This window comes from Acinetobacter sp. TAC-1 (assembly GCF_029025845.1).
GTDB lineage: Bacteria > Pseudomonadota > Gammaproteobacteria > Pseudomonadales > Moraxellaceae > Acinetobacter > Acinetobacter guillouiae.
In genome coordinates, this window is record NZ_CP118892.1 from 3,376,359 (window position 1) to 3,390,521 (window position 14,163).

General features: G+C 38.8%; 11 protein-coding genes. 4 read left to right on the forward strand and 7 right to left on the reverse strand.

What is annotated here, in order from left to right:
• Nucleotides 1–536 precede the first annotated feature (536 nt).
• From PYV58_RS15720 to kdpA, 5 genes are all read right to left on the reverse strand, one after another.
• Complete coding sequence (locus PYV58_RS15720) at nucleotides 537–1,244, reverse strand: response regulator (RefSeq protein WP_034618127.1); 708 nt, start codon at nucleotides 1,242–1,244, stop codon at nucleotides 537–539.
• 27 nt (nucleotides 1,245–1,271) lie between these two features.
• Nucleotides 1,272–3,926 (reverse strand): sensor histidine kinase KdpD, encoded by a 2,655-nt coding sequence (locus PYV58_RS15725; protein WP_034618125.1) that lies wholly within the window; start codon nucleotides 3,924–3,926, stop codon nucleotides 1,272–1,274.
• Nucleotides 3,927–4,179: 253 nt separating this feature from the next.
• Nucleotides 4,180–4,785 carry a potassium-transporting ATPase subunit KdpC gene (gene kdpC / locus PYV58_RS15730; protein ID WP_034618123.1) on the reverse strand — a complete coding sequence of 202 codons (606 nt, stop codon included), beginning with the start codon at nucleotides 4,783–4,785 and terminating at the stop codon, nucleotides 4,180–4,182.
• Between the two features lie 20 nt (nucleotides 4,786–4,805).
• Nucleotides 4,806–6,836 carry a potassium-transporting ATPase subunit KdpB gene (gene kdpB / locus PYV58_RS15735; protein ID WP_034618122.1) on the reverse strand — a complete coding sequence of 677 codons (2,031 nt, stop codon included), beginning with the start codon at nucleotides 6,834–6,836 and terminating at the stop codon, nucleotides 4,806–4,808.
• A gap of 10 nt (nucleotides 6,837–6,846) precedes the next feature.
• Nucleotides 6,847–8,571 carry a potassium-transporting ATPase subunit KdpA gene (kdpA, locus tag PYV58_RS15740; protein ID WP_034618121.1) on the reverse strand — a complete coding sequence of 575 codons (1,725 nt, stop codon included), beginning with the start codon at nucleotides 8,569–8,571 and terminating at the stop codon, nucleotides 6,847–6,849.
• A 306-nt stretch (nucleotides 8,572–8,877) separates the two neighbouring features.
• On the opposite strand from kdpA, the gene PYV58_RS15745 reads away from it, so the two are divergent.
• Nucleotides 8,878–9,678 (forward strand): undecaprenyl-diphosphate phosphatase, encoded by an 801-nt coding sequence (locus PYV58_RS15745; RefSeq protein ID WP_004819927.1) that lies wholly within the window; start codon nucleotides 8,878–8,880, stop codon nucleotides 9,676–9,678.
• A gap of 720 nt (nucleotides 9,679–10,398) precedes the next feature.
• Here PYV58_RS15745 and hfq read toward each other — a convergent pair.
• Together hfq and PYV58_RS15755 are read right to left on the reverse strand one after the other, a co-directional pair.
• Complete coding sequence (gene hfq, locus PYV58_RS15750; protein ID WP_004819926.1) at nucleotides 10,399–10,776, reverse strand: RNA chaperone Hfq; 378 nt, start codon at nucleotides 10,774–10,776, stop codon at nucleotides 10,399–10,401.
• 160 nt (nucleotides 10,777–10,936) lie between these two features.
• Entirely contained in the window at nucleotides 10,937–11,269 is a 333-nt protein-coding gene (locus PYV58_RS15755) for a hypothetical protein (RefSeq protein WP_051671126.1), read from the reverse strand.
• 151 nt (nucleotides 11,270–11,420) lie between these two features.
• Here PYV58_RS15755 and PYV58_RS15760 point away from each other — a divergent pair, with 151 nt between their 5' ends.
• The 3 genes from PYV58_RS15760 (at nucleotide 11,421) to PYV58_RS15770 (ending at nucleotide 14,120) form a co-directional block, all read left to right on the forward strand.
• Nucleotides 11,421–12,104: a heavy metal response regulator transcription factor gene (locus tag PYV58_RS15760; RefSeq protein WP_004722117.1), complete on the forward strand. Its 684-nt coding sequence runs from the start codon at nucleotides 11,421–11,423 to the stop codon at nucleotides 12,102–12,104.
• Nucleotides 12,094–13,485, forward strand: a complete 1,392-nt coding sequence (locus PYV58_RS15765) for a heavy metal sensor histidine kinase (RefSeq protein ID WP_034618203.1) — start codon at nucleotides 12,094–12,096, stop codon at nucleotides 13,483–13,485. Before PYV58_RS15760 ends, PYV58_RS15765 begins: the two co-directional genes overlap by 11 nt.
• Before the next feature lie 263 nt (nucleotides 13,486–13,748).
• On the forward strand, nucleotides 13,749–14,120 hold the full coding sequence (locus PYV58_RS15770) for a copper resistance CopC family protein (RefSeq protein ID WP_034618205.1): 372 nt from the start codon (nucleotides 13,749–13,751) through the stop codon (nucleotides 14,118–14,120).
• Nucleotides 14,121–14,163: the final 43 nt, after the last annotated feature.

The window sequence follows — 14,163 nt, forward strand, 5'->3', positions numbered from 1 at the left end:
AATATAAGGCCAAAATTTTCAGTAAAAATTAAAACACAGGTACTCGTTCAAGTCTGAATAAATCACTTAATTGTTTGATTTAATAAATAAACTATATTTATTGTCAGTATTTCGTTTTTTGTGCTTTTGAATCATAGATGGGTATCCTACCGTGGGGCGACATGGATGTCGCCGTTGGGCGGGGGTATATGAGCAAAAATAAAGCACTGCTTTGTTTGCAGCGCAAGAGCCCTGTTAAACGAAAGATTTTTGTTACTTTTGATCTTTCAAAAGTAAGGTATCGCCTACGCAAAGGTATTTAAACTTTAAATGTAAAGTGTGGCATTGCTAACTTTTTAATCAAATAACTTTTACATACTATTGATTTAATTAAAAATATTGATTAAGGATAATTATATTATTGTGTCTGAGTTTTTTGACAGGTTGACTATAAAAAGCCCCTTACTCTGCACTTTACAAAGAATCGTTTAGTTTAATTTTAACCATCCACTGTAAAACCATTAAAAGAGCAATGATCTGAAAAAAGATTTAGATGCTTAGCCTACAAAGCGTAAGCCCACACCCGGTTCAGTCACAATATATTTGGGTTGTACCGCATTATCATTCAGTTTTCCACGCAATTTGGCCACCAAAATTCTTAAATAGTGGGTATCTTCCTGATGAGTAGGACCCCATAAATCACTGAGAATTTGTGGTTGAGTAATCAACTGCCCTTTATGTTGCGCCAATAAAGTCAGCAATTGATATTCCTTACGTGTCAGTGAAATCAGTTGTTGGTTAAGAAATACCTGTCTTTGGGCAAAATCAATTTTTAAAAATCCATCATCAAAAAAAGCGGACTCTACAGCAATATTTTGAAATTGTCTGAGCAATACACGGATTCGCGCCATCAGCTCCTGAACACTAAAAGGTTTCGTCACATAATCATTGGCGCCAGCATCCAGTAATTTAACTTTTTCCTCTTCATTGGAACGTACCGACAAAACAATCACAGGGACATGTGACCACGCTCGCAACTCAGACAAAACTTCTAAACCATCTAAATCAGGTAGCCCTAAATCTAAAATAATTAAATCAGCGCCTTGCAAAGCCAAAAGCTCTAAGCCTTTTTGACCATTTTCAGCCAGTAGGGTTTTATACCCTTGAGCCCTAAGTGCAATATCGAGAAACTTACGAATTTGAGTTTCATCATCAATAATCAATACATTGGTCATGGAACTTGTCGATACATTATGTTCTGGCATGCTATTTCCTAAAATCAATATGTGCACTTATCCAATTTGCTGAATCGGCAATTGCATACGGATGCAGGTGCCTTGATTATTCTTGGCTGAAGATGCCGAAATTTTACCCATATGTGCACCAATAATGGCTTTAACAATGGTTAAGCCCAACCCCGTACCATACTGCCCGCGATCGCCACGCTCCATAGTATAGAACATATCAAAAATACGCTCTCGTTCATCTTCTGGGATACCTAAACCTTGATCACTAATTGAGATTTCAATTTCGTTTTCATTGAGTTGTAAAACTTTAATCGTTACCGCTTTATTTTCTGGAGAAAACTTGGCTGCATTTTCCAATACATTAAAAATCGCTTGTTCGATCAAAGCTGCATGCACAAATAGGCTCAAGGTTTGCTCAGGTAAATCAACCTCAACAAGACTTTGCGGCATATAACGTTTTAAACGGCGTACCGCTGAACCAATCAACTCATCGACACCAATCCAATCTCGTTTAAGACTTAAACCTTCATGGCCTAAGCGTGTCATATCCAATAAATTCTGAATATAACGATCCAGCCGTTCGCCTTCCAAATGAATCGCCTCCAACAAACTGTCTTGATCTTGTTCATCCATTGAGTGCCGATAATTACTCAAAGTATCAGCCGCACCAATCATAGAGGCTAAAGGTGAACGTAAATCATGAGAGACGGAGGATAACAAGGCCGAACGTAATCTCTCGGTTTCTGAACTGACATTGGCGATTTCCAAGGCTTTAGTGAGTTGGGTTCGAGAAATCGCTTGAGCAATATATTCAACCATGGTTTCAGTCAATTGCTTCTGTTCTGTATTTAAAACCGATACATTTTTAAGAAACTTAACCCCGACCACCCCAAAACACTGTTTAGACGCCAATAATGGTAAAAACCACCAATCATTTTCAGTCAAGGTTTGGGTAAACCGCCCCGATGGTTGATGGTTTTTAAATGTCCAATCCGCTGAAATTTTTTCTTTATTGTTAATCACTTCAAGTGATGACGTTGACGATTCTGGGAAATAAAACCAGATTTCGGCATTTAAGTTTTTACTTAAACTGTTTTCTGCAATCTCTTGCACTTGCTTTAAATCAATTGCGATAGACAGCTTTTGACCTAAATCCTGCATAATACTGTTATAACTATTGGCAGCCTTTAAAGCTGTTACTTGTTCTCTCAGTCTTGATGCCAAACGGCTTGAAATCAACGCTGCGCCTAAAAAGGCAACCACGGTTATCACGCCCTGATGTGCAGAAATTTGCAAAGTGAATTTGGGTGAAATAAAGAAAAAGTTATAAGCCAAAAAGAACAACAGTGCCGAAAATACCGCAGCCAGCATGCGTGTCTTAGATGCCACAAAAACTACAGCGGTGATAAAAATTACCGAAAGCTCTTCGATTCCTAAATACTTTTCACCTAAGCTGGCAATCACAATACTGACCACCGTGGTTGATATAACGAATAATATTTCTCTAAGATTTAGAAATGAATGCGTATCCTGAATAAATGATTGCTGACGATGTTCTGCAAGAATCGGAACGATACTCAATTCAAAACTTGGCTGGTACTTAAGTAATTGATCAACAAAATTTACACCCCATACGTTTACACCCCATACAAAGGCTTTACGATGCGATTGTGCCAACACCAAGGTTGAAATCCCTCGATCCATCACATAATCAAACAACGTTTTTGCATGTTGTTGACCATAAAGGATTTCTGTCATTCCGCCCAATTGACGGGTGAGGTTTAAAGCACGTTCAATTTCTCGACTGGATAAATTGTCTTGTTTTTCGGTTATTTTTGAATCTTTAGAAAAGACCACCACTGTCCAATTTGCCTGCCGATTTTCGGCAATACGACAACCTGCGCGAACCAAAGCCTCCGCCTGCCCATTGCCCTCAATCATAATTAAAATATGATTTTTTAAAGGAATGGGGACTAGCCCTTGTATAGCAAAATTTTCTCGAACATCGGTATCGACATGACTGGCAACCGTTTGCATTGCCAATTCACGCAATGCGGTCAGATTTGAACTGTTGAAGAATCGTTGTAATGCCTGTTCAGCTTGCTCAGGCACATAGACTTTGCCCTGATTTAAACGTTCAAGTAATTCATTGACAGGTAAATCAATTAATCGAATATCACGGATCCGCTCAAAGACCCGATCAGGTACGGTTTCAGTCACCCGAATACCCGTAATTTGATAGACCACATCATTTAAACTTTCGAGATGCTGAATATTCATTGTGGTAAATACATCAATACCCGCATCCAGTAATTCGTTAATATCTTGCCAGCGTTTTTCATGACGACTATTTGGCATATTGCTATGTGCAAACTCATCTACTAAAACAATACTGGGTTTGCTTGCCAGCACAGCATCAAGATCCATTTCTTCAAGAACATGCCCTTGATACTCAATCGTCTTTCTTGGAATAATCACCAAACCTGAGATGAGGTTTTCAGTTTCAATGCGACCATGGGTTTCAACATAGCCAATCACAATATTGATCCCTTGCAAGGCCAGTTCATGCGCACGCACTAACATTGCAAAAGTCTTCCCCACACCAGGCGCAGCCCCTAAAAATATAGTGAGGCGCCCAGACTGATAACGCTGAGTGTGTTGCAGTAAAACATCTGCTTTATTATTTCTATAATCGCTCATCGCTGTCTGCTTGTTTAAAAATTACATCACTGTGGTGTTTCTTTACGACCATTCAATACAGCAAAAAACACAGGCCAGCAAAGAAACACAGAAAAAACCATCGTTTGATTCAGCTTGAATCATCTACAATCGAAAAGAGGGAATATTGTAAATTTATACCAAAATAAAATCCCAATAATGCCCGCTTTTCAGCAACCATAGAGAATCAATTACATCAACACTGATTCATTTTGCGTTGATGATTGCAACCCCTTTATTGAGTTCCAATTTGATCCAAAGCCAAATTTAATTCAAGTACATTGACTCTGGCTTGCCCTAAAATTCCAAATGTCGGTTGTATACTATTTTCTTGCAGCAACCTTAGCACATCCTGTTCTGGCAAATGTCTTGCTTTGGCAATGCGCTTTACTTGAATCATTGCAGATTGCACACTGATTTCAGGATCAATTCCGCTGCCTGAAGCCGTGACCAAATCCGCAGGAATCGCGCTTTTTTCAATGTGATCCTGTATCGCAATTTTGTTTAAACGCTCCTCTACTGCTTTATGTAAATCAGGATTGGTTCGTGCCATATTACTTCCTGCCATGGCCATTGGATCATAATTGGCAGCAGAAGGTCGTGGATGGAAATATTGCGCTTGTACAAAAGGCTGTGCAACCAGTTTAGAACCGACAACTCGGTCATTTTCTACGATCAAACTGCCATTGGCTTGTTGATCAAAAAAAACTTGTCCTAGCCCTGTTGCCGCAGTACTGTAGACAAAGCCACAGAGACCCAATGCGACAATGGTTAAGCCCAGCGATGCCCGTGTTAGTCCAGCGAATGATGACTCAACCAATCGATTATTTTCAGTATTCATTTTAATCATCCTCAAAATTTCTAAAGCGCCAATAAAGGGCTGATCATCAGATCAATCAGCTTGATCGCAATAAATGGCAACAACACACCACCCACACCGTAAATCAGCATATTTCGACGTAATAATTGCGTCGAAGTTGAAGGCTTAAACTTCACTCCACGTAAAGCAATTGGAATCAATAATGGAATAATGATGGCATTGAAAATCAGTGCTGAGAGAATTGCACTTTCTGAACTTCCCAAGCGCATTACATTTAAGGCTTGCATTTGAGGAATGGCTGCAACAAATAAAGCAGGCAAAATGGCAAAGTATTTGGAAACGTCATTGGCCAATGATAAGGTGGTCAATGCACCACGGGTAATTAACTGCTGTTTACCAATCTCAACGACAGACAATAATTTGGTTGGATCTGAATCCAAGTCCACCATATTGCCCGCTTCTTTTGCAGCCTGTGTCCCTGAGTTCATTGCCAAACCAATATCTGCTTGTGCCAAAGCAGGTGCATCATTGGTTCCATCGCCAACCATGGCAACCAAATGACCTTTATTCTGTTCATGACGAATACAATTTAACTTATCTTCAGGTTTCGCTTCAGCGATGTAGTCATCGACACCTGCTTCAGCTGCAATGGCAGCAGCAGTCAGCGGGTTATCCCCTGTGACCATGACCGTTTTTATACCCATTTCACGTAAGCGAGCAAATTTTTCCTTGATGCCTTGTTTAATTACATCTGAAAGTTCAATCACTCCCAGAATATTTTGATCTTTTGCCACCACTAACGGCGTTGCACCTTTTGAAGCAACCTGTTCTACCCGCGTTTTAAGCTCACTATGATGTTCAATATTCTGTGAAGCGAATTTAACAATCGCATCTACTGCCCCTTTACGGATTTGCTGACCATTGAGTAAATTTACACCTGAAATTCGCGTTGCGGCATTAAAGGCTATAAACTCGGCCTGTTCAGGTTCAACAATATGTTCACCTTGCTCTTTTGCCAAAACCACAATGGATTTACCCTCTGGTGTTGGATCTGCGAGTGAGGTCAATATCGCAGCTTGACGCAGTTCCGACTCAGTCACACCTGTCAGTGGAAAAAATGCTGTTGCCTGACGATCACCATAGGTGATGGTTCCTGTTTTATCGAGTAACAATACATCCACATCACCCGCGACTTCGACAGCTTTACCTGATTTGGCAATCACATTGGCTTTTAATGCCCGATTCATCCCCGCAATACCAATTGCAGGCAACAAGCCACCAATGGTGGTTGGAATCAAACACACCAACAATGCCACCAATAAAATCGGGTTAATTTCAATTTTTAAGAAATGCCCAATAAAAGGTAAACTCACCACCACTGCGATAAAGGTCACGGTCATCACAGTCAGTAAAATCCCTAGTGCGATTTCGTTTGGTGTTTTTTGACGATTTGAGCCCTCAACCAAAGCAATCATTCGGTCAAGAAAGCTATTACCCGCTTCGGCTGTTACCTGTACCACGATACGATCCGTTAAAACCTTCGTTCCCCCAATCACCCCCGATTTATCGGTACCTGCTTCACGTAAAACTGGCGCTGACTCACCGGTTACCGCAGCTTCATTAATGGTCGCAAAACCATGAATAATCTCACCATCTGCAGGAACAAGTTCCCCTGCACGGACTTCGATCAGATCATTCATTTTTAATAAAGTTGCAGCGACTTGCACACCCTCTAAGTCATCCTTAGCACTGAGTCGACGTGCGGTTAAGTTTTGACGTGCTTGTCTTAAGGAGGAGGCTTGACCTCGACCTTTAGCTTCGGCAATGGCTTCAGCATAATTGGCAAATAATACGGTGATAAATAAAATCAAGGTCACCGCTAAACCAAATACAGTATCGGCTTGGCCCGTTAAAGTACTGACCAATGTGATGAGGGTACCCAACCATACGATCGCCATCACTGGATTTTTAATCGCATGTTGCGGTAACAATTTAATCAAGGCATTTTTCCAAGCTTCACCTTGGAATAAAGTTGATGATTTATTTTGCGTAGCTTGTTTTGAATGGTTCATATTATTCACCCTAGCCTTGTACCAATAACAGCTGATCAGCGATCGGTCCTAAAACAAGGACTGGCATAAATTGTAATAAGGTCAACATCACCACAATGGCAATCAGGGTGAAAGCAAAGGTTGGTGTTTCCACTTTTAAACTACCACTGCTTTCAGGAGCTTGACGCTTTGCAGCTAAACGCGCAGCAATCATTAAAGGAATGATCAATGTTGGAAAACGTCCAAGCAGTAAAGCAATCACACAGCTCACGTTCCACCACACGGTATTGTCTGCTAAACCTTCAAAACCAGAACCATTATTGGCAAAGGCCGAAACATACTCATACAACACTTGCGAAATGGCATGGTATTGCGGATTGCTATTGCCTGTAAGTTCTGGGAAAAACAAAGCGATTGAGCTTAAACCGAGAATCGTAATGGGCTGAATCAAAATCACCACAGCAAGTAATTTGATTTCCCCTGCTTCAATTTTGCGGCCAAATAATTCAGGTGTACGACCCGTCATCAGACCCGCAATAAATACAGCCAAAAACAAATAGATCATGAATTGTTGTAAGCCACAGCCAATTCCGCCCCAAATCGCATTAATCAGCATATTCGCCAGCGCCACCAAACCTGTTAATGGCGATGCAGAATCATGCATCATATTGACTGAACCATTATTAACCTGTGTGGTTATGGCGGCCCAAAGTGCAGAAGATGCCTCGCCAAAACGCACTTCCTTTCCTTCCATGGCATAAATTTGCATCGCGGTAGATGACAGGCTTTCAGACCAAATTGCCGCTGTGGCTGAAACAACCGACATCAGCAACATTGAGCCAAAAACAAAACCAGCAAATTTTGCGCGTTTGGTTAAAAAACCCAACATAAAAATCACGGCGACAGGAATAAGTAAAATCGCAATCATTTCTAAGAAATTTGAAAATGGCGTTGGATTTTCCAATGGCACACTGCTGTTCGGTCCATACCACCCCCCACCATTACTGCCCAATTGCTTAATCGCAACCATCGGTGCAACAGGACCCAGTGGAATTTTTTGAGTTTTTAATTCAGTGGTTTGATCTATCACTTGAACTTCTGGACCACCTTGAAAGGTTGATGGCACACCTTGGCTATTGAGTAATAATGACCAAATCATGCATAACGGAATCAAAAACCGAAAGGTTGGACGAATCACATCGGCCCAATAATTACCGACATTGATTTTTTCAACTTTATTTTGAAAGCTTAGGTTTTGATCTGCTTCTGACAAAGCATTCGACTGCGGATAAAACAAGGCACGGACGGTTGCGACCACCATTGCCAAGCCCATCATTGGCGTAATGATTTGCAATCCAACAATACCAACCATCTGTGATAAATATGATAGTTGCGCTTGACCTGAATAGTGCTGTTGGTTGGTATTGGTCAGAAATGAAATCATGGTATGCAGGGCTAAATCCCATGACATATTCGGTGCGTTGTTTGGATTGAGTGGCAAACTTGCTTGGCACATAAACAACAGCCAAGTGACCAATCCGATGACGATACAACTCGCGACAAAGCTGAGTGAATAGGTTTTTGCATTCATCCCTTGATGAGGATGTGTACCCAAAACACAATAAATCGGTTTTTCAATCCAGTTAAAAATTGGATCAATTTTCATCTCTCGGTTTTGCATAATACAGGCAAGATATTTCCCTAAAGGAAAAGCAAAAAGCACCACAATCACCAAGACTAAGATAAACTCTAACATGACATTCCCCCCCAACTTGATTGGCTCAAATTAAAAATGTCGATATTGCAATGATTTATATGTTTTTGAAGTACGCATAATTTTGGATGCTGTACTTGTTGATGCGCTATATATTTAGCACTCATCTTTTTCATCCTAAACGCTGGGATATTCCACAACTCAGTATCTGAAAATACCCCGTAAACTCTCTATTTACAGTCAGATCAGCCGCGTAAAAATTTCGTAAAATTTTGTCTTTTTTGATTTATAAACAGCGTTAAATACATTACAAAGGTTCAAATTTTAGAACGCTTGTTTATTTTATTTATGGAAAATTTTGAACTGCTTAAAGCATTGTTTTTGGGGTTAATCGAAGGTTTAACTGAATTTTTACCGATTTCAAGCACAGGACATCTGATCTTATTTGGTCATCTCATTGATTTTCACTCAGATTCGGGACGTGTATTTGAAGTGGTGATCCAATTGGGTGCTATCTTGGCCGTATGTTGGCTGTATCGACAAAAAATTATCGAATTAATTCGCGGCTTTTTCTCAGGCGATGTTGCAGCCAGACGTTTTGCGATTAATGTTTTAGTTGCATTTATTCCTGCGGTGGTGATTGGGGTCTTAGCAGTAGATTTTATTAAACAAGTGCTGTTTAGTCCTTTGGTTGTGGCTTTTGCTTTAATCATCGGGGGTTTCATTATTTTTGCTGTAGAAGCCAGAAAGTTTGAACCTAAAACCATTGAAGCCACTGACATTACCTTAAAACAGGCAATTCTGGTTGGATTTGCCCAATGTCTTGCCATGATTCCGGGAACATCACGTTCAGGCGCCACCATTATTGGCGGGATGTTGTCTGGTTTATCACGTAAAGCGGCAACCGAATTTTCTTTTTTCCTTGCAATGCCAACCATGTTAGGTGCTGCAACCTATGATTTAATTCGAAATGCAGATGTTTTAACCTCAGACAATCTGATTAATATTTCAATAGGGTTTGTGGCTGCATTTATTGCTGCGCTTTTGGTGGTCAAAGCTTTGGTAAAGTTTGTTGAAAAACATACGTTGAGAGTGTTTGCTTGGTACCGTGTGGTATTGGGTATTATTTTACTGTTTGTATTTTTATAATCATGTGAATTGATGGCAGATAAATTTAAGTCTGCCTATGTTATTTTTTATCGTATTGACCCACTTATCTTGTGGGTCTTTTTTTATCTCTTAAATATAGTCAACCTATCAAAAAACTCAAAAACAAGAATATAATTTCTCTTAATCAATATTTTTCAATTAAATTAATTACATAGAAAATTAAATTATTTGATTATAAAAAAGCTTGCAATGCCACACATTACGTTCAAAGTTTAAATAGCTTTGCGTAGGCGATGCCTCACTTTTTGCAGGGGATGCCAAACCTTACGCTGCAAACAAAGCAGTGCTTTGTTTTTGCTCATGTTAGGCGAGGGGTACGTCCTGTACCCCCGCCTAACGGCGACATCCCTGTCGCCCCACGATAGGATAACCATCTAGGATTCAAAAGTACAAAAACCGAAGGAATAATCAATAGTTTCTAAAAATTCATACAAAAACATGAGCTTCATTTATGATCAGTGATTTGATATAAATCACTTGTATGAATAATTAAGTGGTTTGACTATAAGATGAGGGCGATTTCATCTTGCTCTATGGATTTTAAAAGGCCTTATATAAAGAAGCCTAATATTTAACAGGAAATGTTAAAGACTGAAAACCAGACTAAAATCCTCATACTATCTATAAAGACAAATTATCAACTTAGATAAAGCCACTCAATTGTTTATATATTTGATCGGGCCTTTGATGATCTAATTCTCAAGTATTTTCATCTTCAGAAATATCTTCAAAGTGTTTTTCATCATTAAAACCATTTTCATAACCAAAGTCATTTTGGCTATTAAATGAATATTCACGATCATTTTCAAAGGTATTGTAACTGTGTTGATGATCAAATTTTGCAAGAGAGGCTTTGATATTTGAACGTGGATGGCGTGTCGGCAGAACAGTAGAAATTGAATGTTTATAGATAATTTGCATTTGCCCTACACTGTTCCTTAGTAACACGACATATGAATCAAAAGATTCAATATGCCCCTGTAACTTAATCCCATTGGTCAGAAAAATAAAAACTGGAATATGTTTTTTTCGGAGAGAATTTAACAGCGGATCTTGTAAGGTTTGAATCTTAGACATATTACGCTCCCAAAACTTTTAAATACTTAAAAAAATATCGTTTTTAAATAAAATTTATAATTAAACGCATCCTGCGAATTTTACTTTCTTTCAAAATAGATGAATTAACTTTGCCATCTATCCCCTAAGCTTTGAATTACAACATGAATCTTTTTTGGTGTTACTTACTTGCTGTCGTAGAGGTAGTAGGCATCGTCATATTTGAATGATCCATCTTCATCATCACATGCGCCATATCGACTCCACTCGATTGAGTTGTTTGTGCCATTTCAGTTGAATGTACATGCTGTTGCTCCGCATGTTCATTGTTAGACTTTTTGGCTTCATGCTGTGCATTACAAGGCTTTATAGAGCATTGTATTGGCGTTTTTTCTACGGTTTGAGGATCCGTTTTATTCAGCATTTTAGAGGCATCTGCCCAAGATTGAGTCGTTATCATCAGCGTACCCAGACAGATCACGCTCATTAAACTGCGCTGTAAAATTGCTCGCATTTATACCTCTCCAAGCTTGAGATTCTTAAGTGGTACAATAAATCGGACTATTGAACATTAAGATGACTTGAAAGTGACATTTATGTAATCTATACCTTTCTTTAGTTTTATCACGCTATTATATTTTTAAAGAGTATTCTAGGAAGCAAACATGAGAATATTATTAGTCGAAGATGAGCAAAAAACTGGGGACTACCTTAAGCAAGGTTTATCTGAAGCGGGTTATATTACTGACTGGGTTACAGATGGGCTCACAGGTAAACAGTATGCACTTTCTGAAGATTACGATGTCATCATATTAGATGTGATGCTACCTGGGGTAGATGGCTGGCATATTATAGAAGCTGTGCGTAAAAATGGAAAAACCATGCCGATTTTATTCTTAACAGCGCGAGATCAAATTGAAGACCGCGTAAAAGGATTAGAGTTGGGTGCGGATGATTATTTGGTAAAACCTTTCGCGTTTGCTGAACTTCTCGCAAGAATAAAAAGCTTACTTCGTCGCGGACAGCAAAGAGAAGACAGTAACTTAATTAGTATTGCCAATCTTGAACTTGATATCAGAAAACGTCGTGTAACACGTGAGGGGCAACGTATTGACCTGACCGCGAAAGAGTTTGCATTGATGGAATTATTTATGCGTAGACGTGGTGAAATTTTGCCACGAGCGCTGATTGCCTCACAAGTTTGGGATATGAATTTTGACAGTGACACCAATGTTGTCGAAGTTGCAATTAAACGTTTAAGAAATAAAATTGACAGTAACTTTACACCTAAACTGATTCAGAATATTCGAGGAATGGGCTACGTTCTAGAGGTAGAAGATGAGGCGTAAGCTGTTCAATGCGATTAGTTTCCGAATCGCCATTATTTTTTCCCTCTCCACTGTAACGATTTTAATTATCATGGGCTTCGTGATACACCTCGGAGTCACACAACACTTTGAAAGTGAAGATCGAGTACTCCTTGAGGGAAAAATTCAACTGATACAAAATCTATTAAAACAACATCCAACCAACTCTAAAGGACTCAATGTTGCATTAAAAGATTCTCTCATTGGACATGATAATCTGATTGTGCAAGTTGAACGGCCTGTGAATCAAATTGTATTTAATTCCGCACAAATGGCAATCGCACCACAAGTCATTGCCAACCCAGATCTGGAGCAATGGATTAGATGGGAGGTCCAAGATAAACATTATCGTGGACTGGTCTATCAAAATATTTTTGAAGAAAATGAAGATGCACAATCTACCCAAATTATTGTTGCGATTGATACTTCAGAACACATGCTTTTTTTAAATGAATTTAAACATCAGTTATTTTATATTTGTTTAATTGCCGCACTGTGTTTAATGTTTTTAGGATGGTTTGCTGTTTGGCGAGGATTGCGCCCAATCAAAAGAATAGCCACAGTTGTAGAAGGGATTTCAGCGCAAAATTTATCTGAGCGCTTAGAGGTTGAGCATACCCCAACAGAGTTAAAATCACTGACCATCGCCTTTAATGAAATGCTGGACCGTTTAGAGTCGGCTTTAGAAAAGCTTTCAGACTTTTCATCAGATCTTGCGCATGAAATTCGTACACCGATCAACAATCTAATGACGCAAACACAAGTATGTTTGTCGCGCAGTCGAGATATCGATGCCTATAAAGAAGTCTTATTTTCAAATTTAGAAGAGTTTGAACATCTGGCAAGAATCGTCTCAGATATGTTATTTTTGGCGAAAGCAGAAAATGGGCTTAACCTTAAAAACATACAAACCATTCATTTATATGAAGAATTTAATACTTTATTTGAGTTTTATGATGCTTTAGCCGCAGAAAAACATATCACATTTCATCTGGTCGGTACTGGGAAAGTCAATGCAAATATTGCGATGCTACGCCGTGCGCTGAGTAATTTAATCTCCAATGCAATTAAATATGGCAAGTCGAATTCAGTCATTCAGATTAAATGCCAACAAACAGCAGATCACACCAGTTTTTCAGTTGAAAATGAAGGTCCTACCTTATCTCCTGAACAATTATCTCGGCTGTTTGACCGTTTCTATCGAACAGATGCCTCTCGTCAACGTGTTGAAGATGGTACAGGTTTAGGACTTGCCATTACCAAGTCTATATTGGCCTTACATGGTGCAACCATCCAAGCAGAATCACGAGATGGTTTAGTGATCTTCACAGTTGTTTTTAAAAATGAATATCTTCCAACATGATATACAGCGCAAAAGTATCTTAAATAAAATCACACCTTTAAGCAGCTGTTGAAAATACAGCTGTAAAAATTGAAGAACAAAATCATTATTAAAAAAAATTAAACTTTTCTAATTAGTATGTATTTAATTTGCCTTAAAAATCTTTTAATATCAAAGATTATTTAGTTTTACTAAATAACAAAAGTGTAATTTTAAAGTCATTCTGATGTCTATCACCCTCTTTAATAATCAAGGTCTAAACACACCAGTAAAAGGAACATTCAATGAAATCCTCGCAAAATAACATGACCAAACTACGTAATGCCTTATTGGGCACAGTGATACTCATTAGCGCGACCAATGCTATGGCTCATGTTGATTTAACTAGCAGTACCCCTGCAATGAATGCATCCATTACCACTGCGCCTAAAAGTTTAGTGCTTAATTTTAGTGGAGAAGTCATGTTAATGAATATTAAGGTACTGGATGCACAAAGAACCAATATTCCACTTAACTATAAAGTGAATCATGATCTAAAAAAAATATTTAATGTTCCTGTTCCCGCACTTAAAAAAGGCAAATATTTTGTTGTTTGGACAACAATGGGCAAAGATGGGCATAACATGAACAATGAATATAGCTTCACAATTAAATAAAACCAAAGAAATTGAAGATTGATAAACAATATTCAGCAAGCGA